The organism is Leptospira fluminis (genome assembly GCF_004771275.1).
Taxonomy (GTDB): Bacteria; Spirochaetota; Leptospiria; order Leptospirales; family Leptospiraceae; genus Leptospira_B; species Leptospira_B fluminis.
Map to the genome: position 1 here is coordinate 140458 of NZ_RQEV01000011.1, position 22917 is coordinate 163374.

The 22917-nt window shown below is 47.1% G+C and carries 24 protein-coding genes; 9 read left to right on the forward strand and 15 right to left on the reverse strand.

Translation table 11 applies throughout. The features are described from left to right. Nucleotides 1-45 precede the first annotated feature (45 nt). Nucleotides 46-660, reverse strand: coding sequence for a tyrosine-type recombinase/integrase (locus EHO61_RS10775; protein ID WP_246032099.1), 615 nt, complete (start codon nt 658-660; stop codon nt 46-48). A 308-nt stretch (nt 661-968) separates the two neighbouring features. Here EHO61_RS10775 and EHO61_RS10780 point away from each other — a divergent pair, with 308 nt between their 5' ends. Continuing rightward, nucleotides 969-2039: an alpha/beta hydrolase family protein gene (locus EHO61_RS10780; RefSeq protein WP_135813600.1), complete on the forward strand. Its 1071-nt coding sequence runs from the start codon at nt 969-971 to the stop codon at nt 2037-2039. Nucleotides 2040-2053: 14 nt separating this feature from the next. Here the strand turns inward: EHO61_RS10780 and EHO61_RS10785 are convergent, their stop codons facing one another. Continuing rightward, nucleotides 2054-2485 carry an SET domain-containing protein-lysine N-methyltransferase gene (locus EHO61_RS10785; RefSeq protein WP_135813601.1) on the reverse strand — a complete coding sequence of 144 codons (432 nt, stop codon included), beginning with the start codon at nt 2483-2485 and terminating at the stop codon, nt 2054-2056. Between the two features lie 169 nt (nt 2486-2654). On the opposite strand from EHO61_RS10785, the gene EHO61_RS10790 reads away from it, so the two are divergent. Genes EHO61_RS10790 through EHO61_RS10805 form a run of 4 tightly spaced genes read left to right on the forward strand, consistent with a single transcriptional unit; the run spans nt 2655 to nt 5048 of the window. After that, the gene (locus EHO61_RS10790; protein ID WP_135813602.1) at nt 2655-3137 is read left to right on the forward strand and encodes an RNA pyrophosphohydrolase; all 483 of its coding nucleotides are present in this window, start codon (nt 2655-2657) and stop codon (nt 3135-3137) included. Then, a complete protein-coding gene (locus tag EHO61_RS10795) occupies nt 3137-3565 on the forward strand; it encodes a globin domain-containing protein (protein ID WP_135813806.1) in 429 nt (142 codons plus the stop codon). The genes EHO61_RS10790 and EHO61_RS10795 overlap by 1 nt, the downstream gene beginning before the upstream one ends. A gap of 56 nt (nt 3566-3621) precedes the next feature. Continuing rightward, nucleotides 3622-3909, forward strand: a complete 288-nt coding sequence (locus EHO61_RS10800) for an acylphosphatase (protein ID WP_135813603.1) — start codon at nt 3622-3624, stop codon at nt 3907-3909. Between the two features lie 29 nt (nt 3910-3938). Next, nucleotides 3939-5048 carry a hypothetical protein gene (locus tag EHO61_RS10805; RefSeq protein ID WP_135813604.1) on the forward strand — a complete coding sequence of 370 codons (1110 nt, stop codon included), beginning with the start codon at nt 3939-3941 and terminating at the stop codon, nt 5046-5048. A 13-nt stretch (nt 5049-5061) separates the two neighbouring features. Here the strand turns inward: EHO61_RS10805 and EHO61_RS10810 are convergent, their stop codons facing one another. The 3 genes from EHO61_RS10810 to EHO61_RS10820 all read right to left on the reverse strand — a co-directional run bounded on the left by EHO61_RS10810 (nt 5062) and on the right by EHO61_RS10820 (nt 9976). Next, the gene (locus tag EHO61_RS10810) at nt 5062-6582 is read right to left on the reverse strand and encodes an exonuclease (protein WP_135813807.1); all 1521 of its coding nucleotides are present in this window, start codon (nt 6580-6582) and stop codon (nt 5062-5064) included. Between the two features lie 232 nt (nt 6583-6814). After that, nucleotides 6815-9091: a caspase family protein gene (locus EHO61_RS10815; protein ID WP_135813605.1), complete on the reverse strand. Its 2277-nt coding sequence runs from the start codon at nt 9089-9091 to the stop codon at nt 6815-6817. Between the two features lie 24 nt (nt 9092-9115). After that, nucleotides 9116-9976: a prohibitin family protein gene (locus EHO61_RS10820; RefSeq protein WP_135813606.1), complete on the reverse strand. Its 861-nt coding sequence runs from the start codon at nt 9974-9976 to the stop codon at nt 9116-9118. A gap of 293 nt (nt 9977-10269) precedes the next feature. On the opposite strand from EHO61_RS10820, the gene EHO61_RS10825 reads away from it, so the two are divergent. Then, nucleotides 10270-11259, forward strand: a complete 990-nt coding sequence (locus EHO61_RS10825) for an aldo/keto reductase (protein ID WP_135813808.1) — start codon at nt 10270-10272, stop codon at nt 11257-11259. On the opposite strand, the gene EHO61_RS10830 is transcribed toward EHO61_RS10825, so the two are convergent. The 3 genes from EHO61_RS10830 to EHO61_RS10840 all read right to left on the reverse strand — a co-directional run bounded on the left by EHO61_RS10830 (nt 11256) and on the right by EHO61_RS10840 (nt 14242). Next, nucleotides 11256-11996: a DUF4136 domain-containing protein gene (locus EHO61_RS10830; RefSeq protein ID WP_135813607.1), complete on the reverse strand. Its 741-nt coding sequence runs from the start codon at nt 11994-11996 to the stop codon at nt 11256-11258. The genes EHO61_RS10825 and EHO61_RS10830 overlap by 4 nt on opposite strands. Before the next feature lie 108 nt (nt 11997-12104). Then, complete coding sequence (locus EHO61_RS10835; protein ID WP_135813809.1) at nt 12105-12905, reverse strand: hypothetical protein; 801 nt, start codon at nt 12903-12905, stop codon at nt 12105-12107. Next, a complete protein-coding gene (locus EHO61_RS10840; protein ID WP_135813608.1) occupies nt 12905-14242 on the reverse strand; it encodes an amidohydrolase family protein in 1338 nt (445 codons plus the stop codon). The genes EHO61_RS10835 and EHO61_RS10840 overlap by 1 nt, the downstream gene beginning before the upstream one ends. Before the next feature lie 98 nt (nt 14243-14340). Between EHO61_RS10840 and EHO61_RS10845 the strand changes: the two genes are divergently transcribed. Beyond that, the gene (locus EHO61_RS10845) at nt 14341-15705 is read left to right on the forward strand and encodes an MATE family efflux transporter (protein ID WP_135813810.1); all 1365 of its coding nucleotides are present in this window, start codon (nt 14341-14343) and stop codon (nt 15703-15705) included. A gap of 43 nt (nt 15706-15748) precedes the next feature. Next, nucleotides 15749-16771, forward strand: coding sequence for a GDP-mannose 4,6-dehydratase (gene gmd / locus EHO61_RS10850; RefSeq protein WP_135813609.1), 1023 nt, complete (start codon nt 15749-15751; stop codon nt 16769-16771). A gap of 22 nt (nt 16772-16793) precedes the next feature. Here the strand turns inward: gmd and EHO61_RS10855 are convergent, their stop codons facing one another. The 4 genes from EHO61_RS10855 to EHO61_RS10870 form a co-directional block, all read right to left on the reverse strand. Continuing rightward, the gene (locus tag EHO61_RS10855; protein ID WP_135813610.1) at nt 16794-17420 is read right to left on the reverse strand and encodes a DNA-3-methyladenine glycosylase family protein; all 627 of its coding nucleotides are present in this window, start codon (nt 17418-17420) and stop codon (nt 16794-16796) included. A 1-nt stretch (nt 17421) separates the two neighbouring features. After that, the gene (locus EHO61_RS10860) at nt 17422-18642 is read right to left on the reverse strand and encodes a Crp/Fnr family transcriptional regulator (RefSeq protein ID WP_135813611.1); all 1221 of its coding nucleotides are present in this window, start codon (nt 18640-18642) and stop codon (nt 17422-17424) included. A 98-nt stretch (nt 18643-18740) separates the two neighbouring features. Continuing rightward, complete coding sequence (locus EHO61_RS10865; protein ID WP_135813612.1) at nt 18741-19280, reverse strand: tetratricopeptide repeat protein; 540 nt, start codon at nt 19278-19280, stop codon at nt 18741-18743. A 64-nt stretch (nt 19281-19344) separates the two neighbouring features. After that, nucleotides 19345-19629 (reverse strand): LIC10235 family protein, encoded by a 285-nt coding sequence (locus EHO61_RS10870; RefSeq protein WP_010415576.1) that lies wholly within the window; start codon nt 19627-19629, stop codon nt 19345-19347. Between the two features lie 612 nt (nt 19630-20241). Here EHO61_RS10870 and EHO61_RS10875 point away from each other — a divergent pair. Further along, nucleotides 20242-20859 (forward strand): hypothetical protein, encoded by a 618-nt coding sequence (locus tag EHO61_RS10875; protein ID WP_135813613.1) that lies wholly within the window; start codon nt 20242-20244, stop codon nt 20857-20859. Here EHO61_RS10875 and EHO61_RS10880 read toward each other — a convergent pair. The 3 genes from EHO61_RS10880 to EHO61_RS10890 form a co-directional block, all read right to left on the reverse strand. After that, nucleotides 20852-21616, reverse strand: a complete 765-nt coding sequence (locus EHO61_RS10880; protein WP_135813614.1) for a glycerophosphodiester phosphodiesterase — start codon at nt 21614-21616, stop codon at nt 20852-20854. The genes EHO61_RS10875 and EHO61_RS10880 overlap by 8 nt on opposite strands. Then, the gene (locus tag EHO61_RS10885; protein ID WP_135813615.1) at nt 21617-22444 is read right to left on the reverse strand and encodes a hypothetical protein; all 828 of its coding nucleotides are present in this window, start codon (nt 22442-22444) and stop codon (nt 21617-21619) included. It abuts the gene before it with no gap. A gap of 88 nt (nt 22445-22532) precedes the next feature. Next, complete coding sequence (locus EHO61_RS10890) at nt 22533-22916, reverse strand: phasin-related domain-containing protein (RefSeq protein WP_135766844.1); 384 nt, start codon at nt 22914-22916, stop codon at nt 22533-22535. Between the last annotated feature and the right edge of the window lies 1 nt (nt 22917).

Below are 22917 nucleotides of genomic sequence, written 5' to 3' on the forward strand. Positions count from 1 at the left end.
AGGAAATAAGGTTTTACAACAAATTTTTAACGTTTCTCTCTTGGTTCAAGCTGCCAAAGAAAGGATTTCATCCAGCGGAAAGGAATCTCCCTGACTCGGCAAAGGAACCCCGCTTAAGAGCGCCTCCACGGAGCGAGCGGAACTCAAACCTAGTTGGTGCTGGATTTTTTTCCGCCCCCAACCGACTTCCCGCAAATGGGTCGCTAAAGAGCGACGTAAAATCGTAATACTGACTGATAACCCCGTTTCTTTTTCTAGCTTGGAAAACATTTTCTGGATCGTGCGAGGATGGACGTTTCCGTTCCGACCGGAAAATAAAAACTCGTCTCCCGGTTTTCTTTCACAGGCAAACCATAAGAGCCTTCGGAGGGAAAGAGAACAAGTAAGGGAAAGATCGCGAGTCGCCGACTTTTTGGAACTACCGATATGAACGAGATTTTTCTCCCAATCCACATCGCGCACTCGGAGGAAAACCAACTCGGAAATATGAAGACCGAACGAGTAAATCATCTGGATCCAAAGAAAATGTCTCTCATTCCCTTTTGCAACTTTGATGATCCGACCCATTTCCTGTTTGGTCAAATAGGTCTTGCGCATTTCCGTAGGAAGAGAACCCACCTCGAGAGGTCTTGTTGGCTGCAAAGAATCTACTGAATTCATTTTCTGATTTTTTCCTTTAAACCATTTCATTTTGGTGGAATCTCTCACTTATAAAGAGCGGGAAAAGTAGATTTTGGGCAAATCCCCAAGTGCATCGCGGAAAAGACATTACCCGTTCAGAACATCCCATGGAGGCTGTAATCCACATTCCGCCGTCCTAATCAAAATCCTCTTGATTTCAAACAAGAGACAATCGCTACGAAAGGACTCCGGTGTGCATCCGATTTTTGCCCTTAAGGTCCGAAAATTCAAAAAACGTCATAAAAATGTTATCGACCCTTAACCGATTGTTAGTCCGATACGTTTGTATGAAATATTTTATAGAAGCCGCTCTTTTTGCCCTCTACTGCCAACGCCCCGAACCGCCGAGAGCGCAGGAAGACGAGATTCTAATTTCACTCCCGAACAAGAAAATCCCTGCGATACTATATACGCCCAAGAACACGCCGAAAGGTACCATATTGGCCGTAAACGGACTGGCCTATCTAGGAAATAAGGACCCGAGATTCGCCGCGGTCTGCAAGTCCGCTTGCGCCGTAGGTTATACGGTGATTTCCCCCCTTCTCCAGGAAGTCACCGAATTTAAGATAGAAAAGGAAACGATAGACACGATCCGGGAGATGATTTTAGCGGTATCGTCCGATCCAAAATATTCTCCCAAAGGAAAAATCTCCTATATCGCACCCTCGTTTTCGGGAAGCATGGGATTGATCGCCGCTTCCGCACCGGAAGTGAATGGAAGATTGGAATCCATCCTGACCATCGGAGCCTATTGCAACGTGCAAAGTACTCTGGATTACGTAATGACCTCTCCGGAAGGAGACGAGTATGGTCGCATGATTCTACTTTATAATTTTATTAAATTCGAAATGGGAGAAAACCGGGAAATCGAATCCGCTTTAAAAGCCTGCGTGATGGACGGTAGTTACGGAAGAGATTCTCTGGAATTACCTTCGGTGCTAGAATCGATAAAACCCGCGAACCGCAAAATATTCGAGAACCTTCGGGACGATTCGGAATATAGACAGAAAATCTGGAAGAAAATCGTGGAAAACGCGGGAAAGAAAGCCTCTTTTCTGAAAGACCTGGATGTGGAGGACAAACTGAATTCCCTCTCTTGTTCGATTTCGGTGGTCCATGGATTGGGGGATAAGGTGGTGCCTCCCCAGCAAGCCGTCAGAATTGCGGAATGTCTCGAAAAGAACAAGGTAAGGTTGATCTTAACGCCTCTGATCTCTCATGGAGACGTGGGGATCTCCTTGAAAACGATCCCGAAGATTTTCGATCTGATCAATGGATTCGCTTTCTTTTTCAAGCAAATCGGCAGATCCAGGTTTTCATCGGCGCAAAAAAGAGATCCTGAATCCGTAGCTGCCTAAAGTTCGGTTCGGATTCAGTTCCTTTCGACGGGAGAAACGTCCACGTTGATCCAGTATTCGTCACCGTAATCGAAGAAAAGTTCTTCGCCGGCTTTGATCTTGCGAAGAGCTTCGAATCGGGCGGTCTTCCATCGGGTAGATACCACTAATTTAATATTCGGTTTAGTACTATGGTTGATATAACGGGTATAATTGGACTCTTTTCCTTCCCCGTAAATCCAATGGTCCTTACAAATCCAAAGTAGATATTTCGATTCGCAGTACTTGGAGGAGTTTGCGGACTTATCATCAAGAACGCGACCCGTATAAAAACCTACCGTATCGCCTTTTTGAACGTCGGCTTTCGGAAAAAGTCCCATGCCTATTCCGGGGATATGAGATTCCCGAATCTCGAAGTCTGCTCCCTTCAATATCCTGCGGCGAAGCCGCTTACGTTGTACCTGCATCTCCGAAATACGATCCCCCCAAAGAACAGAGCTTTTGTCCCAATGAATAGGAAGGCTTCACTTTGTCCATCCTCTATTGACTTACGGGAATCGATCGAATGATCTCCGTCTCTTAACGGCAGGGAAACCGCTTGTCTAAGAAACAAAGTAAAGTTTTTATTCCTATAGGATGGAAAAACCTTATAGAAAGAACGTCGGGATGGTAGTGTTTAACGCTAGAGGGGAAGTGTTAGTAGGGGAAAGAACGAACTTTCGGGGTTCGTGGCAATTCCCGCAAGGTGGAATCGACGACGGTGAAGAGGCCGATTCGGCGGCCGCTAGGGAACTGTATGAAGAGGTAGGGGTTTCTAACGCTAAAATCGTGTATGAATATCCGGATTGGATCCGGTACGACTTTCCGGACACCCTTCCGTTGAATAAGCATCTCCGAAAATTCAAAGGACAGACTCAAAAATGGTTCCTACTGTTTTGGAACGGCTCCGCCGAGGATTGCCAATTGGATATTCATGAAAGGGAATTCGAACAGGTTCGGTTCATTCCGTTAAGAGACTGCCTTTCGACCGTCGTATCCTTTAAAAGAGACGTATACGGCAGGCTTGTGGAAGCATTCGAACCGATAATACGATCTTATTTGGATTCTGAACGACGATGATGAACGACGATCGGATCTATGTTCCTCCCGGAGGACCCCCTCCCGCGGACCCGAGACTGAGATCTTTGTACGTGAAATTAGGGGAGGAGAAAATACGCCTCTTAGTGGAGGAGTTTTATCGGAACATTGCCTCTAGTCCGATCGTTTGGATGTTTCCGGAAAAGTTAGAGGAAAGTTCGGTCAAATCCGCCGATTTTTTAATCCAGGTGCTCGGAGGACCTCCGTATTATGTGGAGCGATACGGGTCTCCAAGAATGAGAGCTCGCCACCTTGCTTTTCCTATAGACGAAAAGGCGCGAAGAGTCTGGCTTTCCTGTTATCGAAAAGCGATCCAAACCTGGGACGCGGACCCGGAAACCAAGGAGATTCTTTGGGATTTTTTGGAAAGCTTTTCCGCTTGGATGGTAAACAGGTCAACGGAGGAGTGATTTCTTGTTTCAAATCTTAGAGCAATCGGTGAAACTCTCCTTTATCGAGGATCGGAATGGCGACGAAAAACCAGACAAGAGCAAAAATAAGAATCAGGGGATCCGTCCAAGGCGTGGGGTTTCGCTATTTCGTCCTGCAAAGAGCCCAAGAATGTAGACTGACCGGTTACACGATGAATCTCCCGAGCGGAGAAGTGGAAGTGGTTGTGGAAGGCGACAAGGTCTTCATCGAAGATTTATACAAAGCGGTACAGAGAGGCCCCTCGAAAGCGAAAGTTGCGGAGACTACGATCCTATGGGAAGAACCCAAGGGAAATTTTAGAACGTTCGAGATCAAACGTTAAACGAATAGAATCGCCGATAAAAAGAAAGCATGTTTGAAAAACGGATGGGACGGTTTCACGGAATAAAAGCTGACTTACATTTAATCGCTTCTCTTATATGCCTGTCTCTTTTACCTTTTGCATCCTCTACGGGAGTGAATCTGACTCAGAACAATTCCCCGTCCATTTATGTGGTCCAGGAAGACAAAGGAATCCTAAGACTGATATCCGTTTCTCCCAATAGCGGAAAAACCCGTTTGGTTTATACGGGTGCGGTGGAAAAAGGACTCCCCGTATTCCGAAAACAGAATCTCATCCTATTCAAAACCTCCAAAGAACTTTCATTGTTCAATCTGAGCCTAGGCAAAAGCGAACCCATTCTCGGCTCCCAGGATGCATTTCCGGGAAATTCTGGTTTTTTTAAGGAAAAACCTTGGCTTTTGTTTTCCCGTAAATCCAACAACAGATGGGAAACTGTCGTATACGATTACGAAAAACGAAAAGAGGAGAAAGTGCTCCCGGGAACGCAACCGTTTCTATCCGCTGACCACCGGTACGTATTTCTGATCGGGAACGAAGTCAAATACTCCGAACACGGGGAAGATTCGCTGCGTGTTCCCGTACATAGATACGAACCGGAGACGGATTCCTTGGTCACAATAGCTTGGGTGGAATCCGGAAAGGAGAAACTACAACTGTTGGACGTCTATGGACTTTCGGACGATCTAGTCGTAGTACGTGCGGCCACCGAAAAGGAAAATCGACTCTACCATTTAACGGTTTCCCAAGGAGAATTGGTAAAATTGGATAAGGTCTTTTATCCTTCTAAAACGAACGAGGATCCTAAGGAACAATTCAACGTAAGCGCAAGCTCCGACGGGAAGACCCTAGTCTTTACGGAAAGGTCCGAAGGAAAATTCGGTTATCTCGTCGTGATCGACTTGGTTTTAAAACAGAGGTTCGAATCCGCTTTTTTGGGCTCCTTTCCGGTTATCAAAAACGGAGTCGTTTATTTTCTCTGCGATCCGAAATTCGTAAAGGGAACCAAGGAGACGGAATACAAACCTTATTCCAGTTACACACTTTATTCTTTGGATTATAAAAAGGACAGGATCCGTGCGATCACTCCTCTTTCCGGTAAAGCGGAAGTTTTGGAGTAAGGGTTCCGACGATTCAAAGAACTTTCAAAAAATCGGTCCTTAAAATTTCGTATTTTCTCCGGAGCTTATTTTCCTCTTCCAACTTACGATCCAGTTGCTCGTAATCCAGAACGGAAAGCACATGAAGCGCCTCGGAAAACAGGGATTCCCTGAAACCCATAAAGAAAGCCATCCGATAAAGCCAGGAAACCTTTGCGCCTAGACAACCGATCACAGCTCCGCAAAACGTATCCCGGAAACTCTCCTTATTAAACCACAAGGCCAGTCGATTTCGTTTAGAATAGATCGTTAAAAGAAAAGAAATCGCGGTCTCCGATTGGAATGAATATTTATCCTCCAATTGACCGAGAATACTTAAGACGGTCGCCTCCGAATTCGGACATATACAGAGACAGGGTCCTTTCTCCCCGAAATATACCATACTCAAAAACCTATCGTCTCTTTCCAGGTTCTTGGCCAGTTTGGAAACGGTAAACGCTTCTCCTTCCAGTCTTAAAAACCTTGCCATGGACGGTTCGGCTTCGGGAAGAGTTTCCATTAAACCTTTTTCGATCCGGCGATTTTCCGTCTCTATCCTGTAACTTCTAGCGGAAAGAGCCTTTTCTCCGATTGCGGCGATCAAAGAAAGCAAATCCCCGTCCAAAGAAATTCCTAATCTTTGGGAGAATTTCTTCCATTCACCGACGAGCATCTGATCCCGGACGAGAACCGGATTTTCGATCAACTCGTCGTACAAGGTATCCAGGAAATTTTCCCGAAAGGAACTGATTTCGGTTTCCAAAGCGGGAATGGAATTCGTTAATTTAGGAAGCAACTGGTACCGATACGTGTTCCTTGCTTTTTTATAAAGCGCCTCCGCTTCCGCTTCGGGAACGTAAACGTATCCGAAGTTCTTTGTCGGGAGTACGAACCCTTCTTCCCTCAAAAAAGCGTCGATCTGTTCCTCGGCTTCGGGCAAGGCCTCTTCGCGCAATAGTTCGAGTACTCGGATCCTTTCCAGGTAACCGATCAGAATCTCTTTCGAAGATCGTTTCTGATCCGACCACTTGCCCTCTATAACGTCGTCGAGAAGGATTTCCAACTTCCTTGCCCTACTCGTCTGACTTTCGATCGTATAATTACGGACCGCCCAAGCGGATCTTCTGTGAATTTCGAGGATGAGATTCTTAAAGGCTTCCCGATCCCGAGTATTTTCTCCCTTGGCGGAAACCAAATGGAGCACGACTTCCCCGTCCCTCTTTTCTTTGCGATACTTGATCCTAGGAACAAGGACGATCAATCCTTCTTTAACCAAAGTCTCCACTCTGGAATACATCTTTCGATCCCAATCCACTTCGGCATTCAGCGTGGGAAGTTTTCCGTCCGAAAGACCTTCCGGGCGGGAATTGATTCTGGACAAGGTCAAAAGACTTTCCGTATCCGTATCGAAGTAAGACCTGGGACCGGAGTGGATTTTCAACTCCGTTCGAAGCAGCGGATGGTGGTAAACGATCGCATCCTCTTTGAGCACGGGTTCGGCTGTCTCGACTTTCATCATTAGGTGCCTCTTGTATACCCATCTTCATTTAACACCATTTTTGCCGCATTCGCTGCAAAAATTCCGATTCCGTTCTTCTTTTTTACGGTTTTTCGGGAAATGAATAGCCGGAAAGGATTAGTTTAGAATTTTATAAACTATTTATTTCCACAAAAGGGACATAGAAACGAACCGTAATGTATGCGGCTCCGAACATATAAAATTTCCGGATGCGAGCAATCGGAAAGGTTCACTTGATTGTGGCGATTGGGAAGTCCTGGCCATGCTGCGCGGTGTACGGATATTGTTCCCGTTTGAAATAATCCTTAGCGATTTCGGGAACACGTCTATTGATGTAAGGAATCAATTCTCCGACCGAAACCGTTTTTGATTTTCCCGCTTTTCCTTCCAAGGCTTCCAAAATGCTAGTGGTTAAAAGTCCATGTCCGGTCAAAGTGGATTCCCATGCATACTGCTTCTTTAGCGAAGCTGCTACGACCCAGACTCCCGCAGTTTTGGCGAAAATTCCCAGTGCGGCTTGGTCCTCGGAACCGCCCCTCATGGTAACCAACCAATCTCCTCCGGATTGGCAGGTATCGATGATCACGAATTTTTTCGTGGCTTCTATCCTGGAAACCAACTTGACCAATTCTTGCTGCGACAAGCCCGACTGAATGATCTGAATATTGTTCCCGGGATTTTCTTGCGGCAAAAAGTAATACGTACGATCCTCCGATAACCCGTGCCCTGCGATATAAATCAAGGCCACATCTTCCGGCTTTGCCTTTTCGGACGCGGAATGGAACGCACGCTCTATACCTTCCCGATTGGCATCGGAGTCGAAAGCCTCGTAGACATAGGTGTTCGAAAAGAGATCTCCCGCTCTTTCTCTCACGGCATCCCGAATCGCCTTAGCGTCGGCAACCGCGTATTTCAGATTCAGATCGGGATTTTTGTACCGATCTATTCCGATCGTTACAATATGCAATGCAGGCCTGGCGCCCGCGCCGAATTTCTTATCCGAATCTATACTTACGTTCCTGGAAAACGACGCCATCCCGAGCCGACTCTTCGCCACGGCCTGGAACGTGTTTGCACCGCCGATAAGAGGTGCGACGACTCTTCTAACGACGCATTTCCCTTCCGAACGAATCTGGATGCCTCGCATTTTTTCCGGATCGATCAGGGCTCCGTTATGGTACAGCAGAACTTCCTTGATTCCGCCTCCGGTGTCGCAGGATTTGATTTCCAAATCGATCTTCTGCTCTTTCGTTTTGGGCATATCGGCGATGGCAAGAGAAACGCTCGGAGCGGGAGACTCCTTATACAGTTCCACTATATTCTTTTGCGGCTTTGCCTCATTCACTTCGCTTAATAATTCGGAATAAAGATTCGGAGTATAAAGTTTATCGAAAAACTGGTCTATGTTGACCACCTGGCCGGAAATCTTATCTTCGAATTCGATGGAATCCACGGAATGCGAATCGTCATATTCAAAACGTCCATCCTCGGTAAAGACTACCTTTCCGCGCTCCGTCAGGATCACGTTCCCCAGTCTTTTCCCTTTTAAGTTCCAGAAACTATGGGAACCGTCCGTACTCGAGGTGATCAGAATCTCGCCTTTATGGAGAAATTTTACGTCCGTTAAATCTTCCGTATGTCCTTCCAATACGGAAACAAGATGACCCGATAGATTCCAAATCCTCGCGGTCCTATCCTGGCTGGCTGTAGCGATCCAATTGCCGTTCGGAGCGAACGCGATTCCGGAAATCGAGGACGTATGTCCCAGGAAATCCCTCAATTTTTCCCCTTTGAAATTCCAAAGAATCGCCTTATTGTCCAGACCGCCCGATACGAAAGTTTCTCCGTTAGGCGAAATTGCAACGGTGGAAACAGAAGCGCTATGTCCTTCCATTTCCCTCAACAATTTCCCTTTTACCTGCCAGATGGAGATTTTTCCGTCGTCCGACCCCGCCACCAGAAATTTTCCGTCTTTGGAAGCGTCGATGGAAGTGATCGCGTCCGTATGGAATACGTACCTATAGATCAATTTGCCGGAAAGATCCCACTGATAGATCTTTCCGTCGTCGGAAGCCGTATAAAAACTCTTTCCGTCCGGTGAGAACAGAACGACCTGCGTCCATCCTTCGCTGCTATGAGTCGCAAGAAGTTTCTTACCGCTTCTATCCCAAAGAATAGCGGTGTCCCCGTCCCCTTTTGTCAGAATCTTATCTCCCTGCGGGGACAAGGAAACGGAGGTAACGGGACTGGTGTTTTCCGAAAGCGTCACGAAGGTGCGATTGTTCAGACTCCATATCCTAGCGGTCTTGTCCTCGCAACCGGAGACGAACGTATTTCCGTCCGCGGATACGGAAATGCTCAACACTCCCGAAGACCGAGCGATCTTCGGAATGAAAGTCTCCTCGGAAGCGGCGCTCCCCTGCGTACGGACCGGAGAGGACGTTCCTAAAACCAATAGGAAGATCGTCAGTATTTTCTTAGAAGTGCTTCGGACCGGGATTTTCATCTTCCTTTCTTCCTGCGTTTCCTTCTAATCCGGTTTTCCGGGTTCCGGCCTTCCTCCGAGTTGCGGGTTGATGATGACCGGTAAGGAATCCTTACCTAACGGATAATAGATGATCTTGTTGTTCGGATTCTCCAAGGCTTTGAATTGGATATATTTGGTCGTCAGTTTACTGTTGATCATTTCCTGGGCTTCCGCAGCGGCTTTGGCCTTAATCACGTTCGATTTGGCCTCCGCTTCGGCTTCGATGATCCGGATTTCGGCCTCGCGCTTCGCTTTCATCCTTTCCATCTCGTTGTCCTTTTGGGTGATGCGGATCTGGAACTTCATCGCCTCCAACTGCTGTTCCTTAGTTAACTTTTCCTCTATCGCCTGAAAGATCTTCTGGCTGTAATTAATGTCGCTGAGAACCACGTCGTCGACTTCCACATGCTTTCCTTGGATCCGGCGCATCACTTCGGTCTTGATCTCCTTTTCTATATCGGGAGTTTTTTTCGAGATCTGGATCATAGGATAGCTCGTCATCACGTTTCGGATACAGGTCCGAAATTCCGGTTGAACCACCATATTATAAAAGTCCCTGCCTATCTTCGTCTGAAGATCGTATATCTCTTCTACGATGGGCTTGATTATGATGGTCGCTACGACTTCGATCCGAAGGTCGTCCCGAGTGATGACTTCCACCTTTTCCGTGTGGGATTGGAGTTGAACGGGGTATTCTATGATTCTTTCGAAGAACCCGATAGGAAAATAAAAGCCGGGCGGTAAGGATTTCTTATCCAATTCCTTATTGATCGAATCGAACCTCAGTCCGACGTGACCGAGAGGAACGGTCGCCGAGCAACTTGCGAGAAAAAAGAACAAAATGAACCGAGCTTTCTTCGTCATTCTATAATACTCTCCGAATCGATGTCTCCGAACACGGAATTAGACGGAACTCCCGAAAGTGTTTCCTATCCGGCGCGAATCTGACTATAATTCTTATTTTCCGGAGTGACAATCTATTTTCCCTTTCGACCCGGTGAACTAGAATTCCTTTCCCGGAAGTTCCTGACTTTCGGACATACATTAAAAATTCTTGCGAAAGAACCGGCTCTTTCCATTCTTTCAGTGAGGAAAATTTTCGGAATCGATTCCGAAGGAGGCTTAGATTGAAAAAAAGAAGGCTCGGCAAAAGCGGGATGGTCGTTTCGGAAATCTGTATGGGAACCATGACCTTCGGATCAAGTTGCGACGAAAAGGAAGCGATGCGAATTTTGGACCGCGCCTTCGATGCGGACATAGATTTTTACGATACAGCGGAGGTTTATCCGGTCCCGCCGGAGGCGAAATACGTCCATGAAACCGAAAAGATTTTCGGGAAATGGCTGAAGACCAAAAAAAGGGAATCCGTAATGATCGCTACGAAAGTCTGCGGACCCGGCCACGGCTGGTTTTCTCCTCCGGTGCGCGAAGGAAAAACCGCTCTAGACCGAAGGAGCATTAAAACCGCGATCGAAGGCAGTCTTACCAGACTCGGAACGGATTATGTGGATCTATACCAAACACATTGGCCCGACCACGATTTCGGATACGAGGAAACTTTGGCTGCGCTTACGGATTTGATCGACGAAGGCAAAGTCAGATATATAGGTAGCAGCAACGAAACCGCCTGGGGAACCATGAAGAATCTTTCCGTATCGGAGAAGTACGGATATGCGCGTTACGAGTCCATTCAAAATAACTTCAGTATCCTGAACCGCCGCTTCGAGGACGCGTTGTCCGATATATGTAAGAGGGAAAACGTTAGTCTGTTGCCGTATTCCCCGTTGGCCGGCGGAGTCCTGACGGGAAAATACAATTCCCCCAATCCCCCGGAGAATGCACGTTTTACCAGATACGCGAAACTCTCGACCGAACGTCAAAAGAAAATGGCCAATCGATTCTTAAACGAAGGAACACTCGCTTCCGTGGAGGAGCTGTCCAAAATCGCCGCCGAGTTCGGCGTAAGTGTCGCCGTTCTTTCGGTCGCCTGGTCCAAACAGCACGATTATGTGGCTTCCACGATTATCGGGGCAAATACCGTCGAACAATTAGAGGAGAATCTGAAAGCTTCCGACTTGATTCTGCCGGAGGAAATATTAAAAAAAATTGATACTGTCTCTAAGAAAATACCGTACCCGATGGGCTAATCTTCGAATCCCACTTCGTATTCGGATACGGTTTCTATTTTCTGGCCGTTAAAATCGGGAAAGGATTTAAAGAAACTTGCGATCAGGTACGGAACCACATCGAATAGATAACCGGAATGCCCCTCTCCCTCTATGCTCGCTTCCAGGAGCACATTGAAAGGTTTTCCCCGGTAGGATCGGCCGTCGTAGATCGTCATCTTAAAGATGATATCGTAATTGCTAACGTTGCCGGCTCTTCCGGGCAAAGACCTTCGGTAGGCTCCATACCCGCTGTTCATATAATAACCGTATCCGCCCCCGTATCCGGAATACCCTCCGATTCCACCGACCCCGCCGGCAAGCCCTCCTAGGAACGGAATTCCGAAGTACCCGTTGACGGTATCTCCGTCCGAATGGTACCGTATCCCCCGTTTCGTAAACCAGCCGCCGCTTGCACCTACGGGAAGAGAATTGGGAATGACGGTCCCCCTAGGAAACGTCAATATATCGTAGGAAACCAAAAGATCGGCGCGGTTGAGATCCAGCTCCTTAAATCCCTTTTCGATGAATTTCGTTCGAATCAGCTCCTCGTGCTCTGCGATCTGAACCTTACTCGCTTCTCCCGCAAAAGGCAAAAAAGCGAAGGTTTTTCCGAACAAAGTCATCCTGTGGGATTGGTTTACTTCCACTCCCGATTTTACCAATAAAGGGGAGCAAAACAGATGGAAAATGACAAGGACCGCAACCGAGAATTTCATCGTTCGACCTTCTTTCTTAGACGAGTGAGACCGACGTCTATGCTCTTCCGGGTCCAAAAGTTTTTATATAACACGATGTGTTTCTAAACAAAATGTTTCGGAAGACACCTAAAAGCTGGCTCTCAAAATTTCCATCTCCAAACGACTTTCCGAATTTCTAGTAAACTGTCCCAGCCCGGGAGGAGCCCCGGGAAAAATGGATTCGGAAAGACGGTCCGGAACGGTGGGATTCGGAACGGGGCTTTCGGGCTGGTTTTCTTTTTTCATTTTGTCGTACTGGTTCAGGTCATCCCACGCGTTCGCAAAAGCCAAGCCCGCGGCTAAAAAGGCTACGATCCAACCGCCCGCAAGAGTCTTTTGGTAACCTGGTTTAAAAAAACTTAACGCACCGTAGGAAGCTCCGGCGGCGACCGGTAAAGTCATGAAAAAGATGATGGAAAATCTTCTCAGTCTGGTCTCGGTATAAGGTTCGGGTTCCTTTCCGAAATTTTTCAATTTTTTCTTATTATCTTGGGCTTGGGACTGCTGCCTTTGAAACGCTTCCACGTTTACTTCTCCCGTTACCGGGTTAAAAAGCCCGTCGTCCTGCCTATCTTGGCTCGGGTTCGTCGTCCTGCGGGTCCCTTGCGCTCCTTGTGTCGTGGGAAGAGTACTTTGAAAAGGAACCTGAGCGTTTCTAGGATTAACGAGTTGCGGTTTGTCGAATTTGGGAGGAAGCGCATATTCCTGGAATCCGTCGGGCGATTTTTCATCCCTGAAATTCCGCAGGTTATAATCGTAAGGATCCGAAAAATCGCTCTGGACTTGGGGAAATATCGTCTGAAAGGAAAAAAGAAGCAGAACGCAGATCGCCGGAATCCTGTAAGAAGGCGAAAACGTTCCATTGCATTCTTTTTTTGGAATATTCATCATTTTTGATCCGTTAAGGAATCCGGAATTTCTCTCCCGGACAATATTTCCGACGTATATCTAAAGGAATCCTTTCGGATTTTCTCCAATAGATCTTCCGAGAGACCTAGATTTTTTGCCTTTTCATACTCCGCACGGATGTCCGTCCCGAAAATTCCCGGATCGTCCGTCGAAATGGTAAGTTTGAGTTCATTCTGAGCGAATCGTGTCAGAGGATGATGGGACAAATCACGGACCATACCGATATACTCGTTCGAACTCGGACAGGATTCGATCACGGACGATGTCTTGGAAATCCTATCCATACAATAGTTTTGAAGGGTGCGAATTTCCGACAAGGAGGTTTCCGTCATCGGAATTTCGATCGCACTTTTATGTCGGATCGAATCCAACTCGGCGCTGATTCTCTCTTTGGCAGGAATTTCGCCGAAACGGGAAATTTCTTCCCATCTTTCTAACAGAAATTCGAGAGTGTCCTTCCGTTCCGAACCGTCTTCCCGAATCGTTTCCCCTCTGTAGGCTTCCGGATCCAGACCTAATGCGATCGCATGCCCTAGGCGATGCGCGCCCCATTCTGCCGATTCCAAAACCCATCTACAGGCCGAGGCCAAGCCCTTATCCCGGAAAGATTCGCCTACGTGATAAAGAACGGTAAGAGCGGAAGATCTCTGCGCGACGTTGTCCTTGCCGACAGTTTCGAAGAACTCCTTCTTTTCCTTGGGAGGAAAGCCCTCTTCTATATAACAAAAATCTAAACCTACCAGATACTTCCGAACGAGAGAGTCTTTTTCCATTAAACCCTTTAGAAATTCGTACTCGCGGTAAAAACCGCCGTCCCTATGCAAAGAAACTACGAGTCTGGATCTGGCCCGGCCGGAAAGCTCCGATTCGGCACGGGCAAAGCCTTCACAAGCCGCGACCGTCTTTGCCGTAACGTTTACGTCCGATTCGTTCGGAGCGTACATGATTCTATATTCCCCGTAGGTTACCCCTTCCGAGAATTGGTCCGCAGTAATCCTCTCGGCGATGAACCGAATCTCCTCCGGATCGAATTTGGAAAGGGCGATGATCAAATTGAACTTGGCCTGAAATTCGGAAAACGGACCTTTGTGGTTGAATAAATACAGTTTTCGGAACGCTTCCGGATCTCGGTACGTCTCGAAAAAGGAAGAAGAATCGATTCTTTTCCCATACAGAGTCTCGTAAGGATGAAGAAAAATCTCCCAACGAGGGCTCGGATTGGTCCGTCCCATCTCCCAAAGCAATTCTGCTCGGATACTTCCGTAGAGATGGTTGTGTAAATCCGCGAATTCCGTTTCCTTGTTCGGGATCGTCATAGGTATAAGGCCAAATTAACCGTTCCAACGGGGGAAGAAACCGTTTTTCGCGGAAAAAGTGCTGGTTGCACGGTCCGATCCGACAAAGCTGGAGACCGTTGGGCACCTTTTTAAAAAAGATACGCAGAAATTATAGATTCAGCAGATTCAATTCCTCCATCATCTCTTTAGCGATTCCCGTAGTACTGGCGATGGTCAGCCAAACCGTCGTCTGGTCCACCGATTCCATCATGGTGGGTTACTTAGGCAAGGAAGCCTTAGCGGCGATCGGAATGGGGGGAGTGACGTATTATACTCTGATCGCCTTCCTAATCGGGTTCTCCATGGGAATTCAAATCATCGTCGCGAGACGATTCGGAGAAGGACGCCCGCAGGAAATCGGTAAAATCGGCGTTACTACCCTCTACTTTTCCTCCGTCTTAGGCGGAGCAATCACGGCTCTAGGAATCGTGATCGCCGGACCTCTCATGGATCTGATGGGCGCAGACAAGGAAGTGGCCCTGTTAGGCGAGAGCTACTTAACGTATAGGTTTATAGGAAGCGGATTTTATTTCATCAGTTTCTGTTTCAGAGGATTTCTGGACGGACTCGGATTTACCGTGGCCGGGTTCGTCTCCATGGCAGTAACGACTCTCTCCAACATTCTATTCAATTGGATCCTAATATACGGAAATTGGGGCGCTCCTGCTATGGGGATCGCCGGGGCCGGGCTCGCGTCCTCTCTCGCAGGCTTGGCAGGACTATCCGTTTTCCCGTTCTTCCTTTTTAAGTACGGAGCCGAGACCTATTTTTGCGGCATTTCCTTTCTTCCTAGTCGGGCGCACCTCTTCGAAATTCTTCGGACGGGAATTCCTCCCGGATTGGAAGAAGGATTCGTGAACATAGCGTTCATGATATTCGTGAAATTCCAAGGCATGATTTCAATCCTCTCAGTCGCCGCTTCGAACATCCTGTTTTCGACCCTGAGCATGGCTTTTCTTCCCGGATATGCTTTCGGAGTGGCCGCGACCACTTTGTTGGGACAGGCCATGGGCGCTAAAAAATTCAAGCTGGCTTATCACGTGGCGTTTCGATCCGCCTTCTTTTCGGCACATATGATGGGCTTAGTCGGAATCGCTTTCATCGTCTTCGGGCAGAACATCCTAAAAGTATACACCCAAGACCAGCAACTCATAGACGAATGTTATCCAGCTCTCGTTCTGCTTGGAGTCATTCAGGTCGGAGACGCGTATCATATGGTCATCGGAGCGGCACTCCGGGGAGCGGGTCTACAGATTCGGGTCTTCCGGATCTATATGCTTCTTACGTACCTAGTTATGTTACCTTGCGCTTATCTATTCGGGATTTATCTGAAGGGAGGGACTCTGGGGATCTGGACCGCCATATTCGTCTGGATCGCAACCCTCTCCGCCACATTTGTGATCGAATTCCGGAGGAAAAAATGGGTCGGGGGAACTGTTTAAACGTTCTTGCCTGGAAAACAAAATCGGTTTTTTTGGTTCCAGGATGAAAAAGGCGCTGATTACCGGAATCACCGGACAAGACGGATCTTACTTAACCGAACTTCTTCTGGGCAAGGACTACGAAGTGCATGGAATTGTGCGCCGATCCAGCTCGCTGAACCGGGATCGCATCGAACATTTGCGGGGAAATCCGAGACTTTTTTTGCATTACGGAGATTTGACGGATTCCAGCAACTTAAATCGGGTTTTGGAAAAAGTACAACCGGACGAAATCTATAATCTAGCCGCACAATCGCATGTCGGAGTCTCTTTCGAGGTTCCGGAATATACCGCCGAAGTGGATGCGGTGGGAACATTACGAATCCTGGATGCGATCAAGCAAACCGGAGTCAAATCCAGATTTTACCAGGCTTCTACCTCCGAGTTGTACGGAAAAGTCCAGGCCATTCCCCAAGACGAAAAGACTCCGTTTTATCCCCGTTCCCCTTACGCCGTCGCGAAATTATACGCCTACTGGGCCGTGGTAAATTACAGGGAAGCTTTCGGACTGCACGCTTCCAACGGAATCCTATTCAATCACGAATCGCCGAGAAGGGGAGAAGGATTCGTCACCAGAAAGATTACTTTAGGTGTGGCAGGCCTGCTTTCGGGAAAAAGCGGTCCGATCCACTTGGGAAATCTGGACGCCAAACGCGATTGGGGCTATGCTCCGGATTATGTGGAAATGATGTGGATGATGCTGCAGCAGCCCGAACCCGACGATTACGTCGTCGCAACGAACGAAATGCATACCGTACGTGAATTCGTGGAAGAATCCTTCCGTCACTTGAATATCCAAGTGGAATGGAAAGGATCCGGAGACCAGGAAAAGGGTTACGATAAAAAGGACGGAAAACTGCTCGTTCAGGTGGATCCGAATTTCTATCGTCCTGCGGAAGTCGAGCTGTTGATCGGAAATCCCGATAAGGCGAAAAAGAAACTAGGCTGGCAACCTAAAGTGAAATTCAAAGAACTCGTGGAAATCATGATCAAGTCGGATTGCAAAGCAGTCGGTATAGGAATCTAAAAAGCGGAAGTTCCGGAAAAAGTCACCAACCTTCCCCGCCGTCCGCATCCTTCCATAGGTACCAGGAAAAGATCGTACGATAAGGGGAAAATTTCTCCGCAAACGAAAGTATTTCTTTTTTGGAATCCCTATGGATCCCGTAATGCTTTTCGATCGATTTTCGTAAAATCAGATCGTTCAGGGAAAAATGATCCCAGCGATCCAAAGCGAACATGAGGACCATCTCCGCGGTCCACGGTCCTACCCCTTTGAAACTGCAAAGGGTTTCCAACACTTCGGCGTCCTTTAAATTTCTCAACTTACGATCGGAAATATTTCCTTCTTCGTAAGCAGCGGCGATCCTCTTGACGGTCTCGGCTTTGGCGAGAGATAATCCCGCGGAACGCAACTTTTTCAGACTTACCGATCCCAACTCGATCGGTTTCGGGAATTTTTTTCCGGAGCCGAAGGATCCGATTACTCTCGCTTCCATCGTGGAGGCGGCTTTCAGGGACAATTGTTGTCCGATCACGGACTTTAACAAAACATGATAAGGAGAACCCATCGGTTTTAAGCCGCAAGGTCCGATTTTTCCGATCAACCTGCGCAGGATCGTATCCCGCCGGGAAAGCCATCTTTCCGCCTCGCGGAGTTTTATCTCCCGCTCCATGTTAGGCTCTTTTTTTGAGTTTCATATCCATTTGGGATTTTTTACGGAAGACCTGGACGAGTTTTTCCAACTCCACCAAATCCGTGCAGGAAAGTTTTCCTTGGTCGAGCTTGATGAACTTATTCTTCGAGATCAGATCCAAAACCAGATTTTCATCCTTGGGATAGGATAGGCCCACCATTTTCAGGAGGTCCTTGGTTCCGATTTCGAAATTATAATTCGCTTTCGGAATCACTTTGACCCTGTTTTTTTCCGCCAAAGTCAAAAGAGTATCCGCAATCCTTCCTTGCGGATCCGTGATCAACAAGTTCGCCAATTGTTTATAAGCCGTCCAGATCCGTTCCGACAAAAGAGTGATCAATCTGGTAGCCAATTGAGGCTGGGCCTTGACCATCCCTTCGAAGTTCGCCTTATTGATTGCGAGCAGCTGGATCTCCTCTCCCCACGCAATCGCGGAGGCCGATCTGGGTTTATTGTCGAGCAGCGCCATCTCCCCGAAAATGTCCCCGCTTTGCAGGACCGCCAAAAGAACTTCGTTCGAATCCACGATCTTAGTGATCTTCACACGACCATGCTGGATGATATACAACTCCCGCCCCGGCTCGTGCTCGCAAAAGATCATCTCGTTATCGGAATAGGATCTATTGAACTTATTATAATCGATCGGGGGAGAAGCCATCGGCTGATTCATAGTTTGTAGTTTCAGCTTGGCCTGAGTCGCGAATTGACCGCTAGGAAGATATTGCAGATATTTTTGAAACGCGTATGCTGCGTGGAGATTGTTTTTTTGGCTGAAATAATATTCGCCGATCGAGAATAATTGGTTCGGATCCTCCTCCACGGCCGAACGAAACGAAAGACGAGTGATCGTCGAGTCGAACTGACGAAGCTTCATGGAAAAATACCGGATGATCTTCATGGCCACCGGAGTATTTTTCTGGATCAGAGTACCGAATTGATCGTAGCTGACCTGGATTAAAGACACGTCGGTGAGCGCGATCGCCGACTCGATTTGGGCATGCTGGCTCATCGCAGCCACGACCCCGAAAAAATCTCCGGGACCTAAAAGCTGGTTTGGATCCTCGCCTACTACTTGGTTTTCCCTGGCGACTCGGACCTTCCCTTGTCGAATAATGAAGAAGTTATGGGCTTCTTTCTTGCCTTCGACAATGACATAGGACCCTTTCGGGAAATTCACGATTTGAAAGAAGCCGTTGGACATACCTTACCAGTGATTAAAAAATTCCGCCGCCGGAGTTCAACTATAAACTAGTATCGGCTTTTTACGGGGGAATTAGGACCGAAAACCGGCCCGAAAGGCTATTTTTCCCTGCAAGACTCCGCATCCGAAGAAGGCTCCTCGTCCGAAAGAGCGTCCAATCCGGAAAACTCCAAAGCGGCCTTTTCCGCCACCGTTCTCGAGTACGATTGTCTACAAATCGAGGCAAAAACTTCCTTTGCCCGGTCGGTTTCCCCCATCCTAGCAAGCAGGCGACCCGCCTCCAAGTAGGACTCCAGTCCGGACTCGGCGGTGGGCTCCATTTTGTAGAGGTTCAAACTCACTTCCAGGGCTTTTTCCGGTCTATCCAGCTTTAAAAAACAATTTCGAAGTAAAAGCAAAGCCCCCGTTCTTTTGGCATTACCCGGATATAAAACCAAAAAACTCCGAAGCCGCTCTATCGATTGGTAATATTTACGATCTTTAAAGGATTCTTCCGCGATTCGATAGAGAAGGTCCGCTTCCGAGTTAGGACCAGGTTTATCGGATTGAGCAAAAACGGAAAAAGAGAGCGTTATGAAAACGAGAATCGAAACGAAAAAGGTCTGAATGCAATTTTTGAAATAAAATCCGGAAAACAAGGAAACCCGTCCGAGACTTCTGAAATCTCTTTATGATTATCAGCCGTTTTCCGGATTTTATGAATCACTTTTTTTTATCTATTTTTTTTCGGTGGAATTCGCAGAGGCGATATAGCCTTCCGGTAGAAGGATTTTTCTTCGCGACTTTGGTTCCGCAAACGATGCAAAGCCCTTCTTTCCTCCGTCTTTGGTAAAGGAGTTGGACCCTCTCCGCTCCCGAAAGGTTATATTTACTAACCTGAATCCGGAATCCTTTATATAGGTAATTTCCGATCGCTTCGACTGCTTGGGTTTTTACCCCTGCGACAATTTTTTCAAGATCGTCGTTGGTAACTTTCTTTGGCTTCATAAACGTTAACTGACGTAACAACAGTCGCATTCTTACAAAACCAGTAAAGTGTTTTTAATTTTTCGCATAACGCGGAGTTATTTTTTTAATAAAGTTTTTTCCAATGCTCGAAATGTTAATCGACCTCCCGTCGTCGCCAAACACGCTCAATGTCGACTAACGAATCCCGATTAAGGGAATCTTAGCAAAGTGGAAAGAAGGCAACGTTAAGACGATTTTCCCATAATTGTCGCTAATTGTGGAAATTTTTTTCCATAACACGTTTATATAACGGAGGACTTGTGCAAGATGCTAACGCAGAAAGTGGCATCGGATGAACTCCCGTTGTACATCGTTCGTATTGATACTAACTCTCTTTTGAGAAAAAAATTTCATAAAATTAAAAAATAATGCATTATCCCGAAATCGTTTACACTTTCGATACGAAAAAAACTTTAAATGAATATACTCTTTCGCATCAAATTTCAAACGGACCAAAACCGATTTCCGCCGATCATCCCCCTGCTAAATATATTCGAAATCGGAAAAAAAAGAATCTTTTAGGATGGATTTTAGAACGAAAACAAGTCATATAGTCGGGGAATTGAATCCGTGACGATAGGATTTTCGAATATGAATCCCTTTTATAGAAAATTCCATTTTCTAATACTCTTGGCGGCCTTTGCCGTTACTTCCGCGAATTCCTGCAAAAAATCCCCTAGAGAAAAAGTAAAAAGGATCCTCTCCGAAAATTCGATTTCCGAAAGCGATAAAATCCGGAAGGCCGCGACGGAATTATTCGGAGAAAGATTGAAGGAAACCGAAGTCACCCCTGTCTCCGGTTCGAGTCCTACGAAATACGAAGTGTATTTGGGTTTTGGCGGAACATCCACGTTGACCTTTCTGGAATCGGATCAATACGCGGCCCGAATGAAACTGGAACTCGCATTGCAAACATATCGCTTTTTGCAATCCTTAAAAGGCATTTCGTTCGGCAAATTCCGGATGAGTTTGATAAAACCCTTTTATATTAAGAACGGGGACAAGCAGCGGGGCGTAGAGGAATTCGAAATCTTTCGGTTCCGTGCGGACGGAGATTCCTTGCGGGCCATTCCGGGATTCGAAGAAACGGACTCTTTTGCGGCGGACCGCTACGACGCTCCCACTCCGGCTGTTCTGAATATACTTTTCAAAATCGTGGAAAAATGGCAGGTCGAATTGGACCAATTCTCCAGAGTGGAGGTCAAGTAAGAAGGGATCTCATCCTCGGCGGGTAATTCGTAAAGATTCCGTCTGCTCCGGTCAATATTCCGGTTTTCAATTCTTCGGTCGAATTCAAGGTATAGACCAACACCTGAAAACCTTCGCTTTGGATTTTCTCGACCACTTCTCGGGAAGCGATGGAAGAAGAAAGATTCAAACTGAACGCATTCAGTCGAAAAGCCAATTCCAAGGCCTCTTCCCAATCTGGAGTCTCTCCGCCGATCAAAACACCCAACCGAGCGTCTACTGACAATTCACGGATCCTCGCTAGAGAATCCCAACAAAAGGAGGAAAATAACGTCCTGGAAAATGCGTTCTTACTGTCCGCAAAATCCACCAAACTCCGTTCGATCGGCAGCCCCTTAGGCTCCGATTCGTAGGCACTGGATTTGATCTCTACGTTCAGTCCGAGATCGGATTTTAAGACGGACTCCCAAACGGACCAAAGATCGGGAACCGGTTCTTTCGCAAAACTCCGGTCCTTCCAGGAACCGGCATCGGCGGTTTGGATCTGATCGAAAGTAAAATCACCTACCGGTCCGGAAAGATCCGTTGTCCTATCTAAAGTGTCGTCATGGATCACTACGATTTGCCGATCCAAGGAGAGAGCAACGTCCAATTCGATCCAATCCGCACCGGCCTCCATCGCTTTCCTAAAAGCAAGCATCGTATTTTCCGGATATTCTCCGCTATATCCTCTGTGGGCGATTACCCAAGGAGAAGGGACAGAAAACGGCTCTACCAATTAAAATGCCCATCCTACGACCAGATTCAGCGCAAACATAGATCCGGGATGAGTATACCGATTTTGTAATGCGTAGTTTCGGTAGATAAGATCCCCCATATTCGCCTGATGATCGGAATAGTACAGATCCGAAACCGAATAGGATGCCCGATAGGGAAGATACCAATTCCAAATCCCCTCCCATCCCAAAAAGAAACCGCTTATTCCCTGATAACGCAGTCCTAAACCGAAGCCTGCATAATTCTGGGGACCCCAATTCGTCCTGTCCTTTTCGTAGCGATACGTTCCTGTGAGTGTCTCCCAATTCAAAATCGATTCCTCTAATTGGTGTCGTTCACGACCCAAATGCAAGGAAGCGAAGAACGGAGTGTCCGTCAGATATCTCTGAACGAAAAAGGATCCACCTTTATAATTGGAATTGTGACCGCTCAAATTTCCGTAAAAGGCATTGGGGGACAAAAAAGGAAGGTATGCTACGTCGTTATCGAAGCGATTGACGTAAGTATTCGTATAACCTGCAATTCCGATCGCCCATTGCGAATCCAGCATCCGGGTGTATTGAAAGGAAAAGAACCGGTCGTAGCCGAATCCCCCCAACTGGTTTTTAAATTTTTCCCTTAATTCCGCCTGATTAGGCGTCTTAGGTTTTTCGCCGGAGGAGGAGTGGGAATTTTTTTCCGTCTCCGCTTTACTTTCTTCGGTAACGGGAACGCTCGTCGCAGGAGTTCCTACTTCTTCCGCTCTGGAAGAAGCCGATGGCAAAAGGCTGAAAAATAAGAAGAAGAACAATCCGAATATCGGAATGGGGCTCCTGCTAGATTCGGGCATCCTTCTGAGAGACACCTACTGGACGGAATTGTCAAGCAAGGAGTTCGCAGACGGGTTTCGGTCCAAACCCGATCTGCGATAAAAAAGATTAAGCTGCAGGAGTTCCTTTCGCTTTCGCAGTGCTTTTAATCGTTTCGGCAACTTCTGCAAGTTTCGCCTTTACTGCATCCAATTGTCCTTCCGGAACGCGTTTTTTGATCTCTTCGGAGATTTGGTTGTATTTCTCCACGATCTTCGCTCTGGTTTCGTCGTAGTTCTTACCTGCAACGGTAGAGACTTCTTTGATTTCGTTCAAAAGTTTATCCACGGATTCGCGGATCTTGACGGATGCTTCGGAATTGTCCGCAGCGCCCTTTGCTACCAGTTCTCCATAGGTTTTTTCCAGCTCGACTTTCGCTTTTTCCAGACCTTCTTGTCCCGATTTCAAAAGACCGATCCCGGCGTTTAAGATATCCAAAAATTGTTTTTCCATG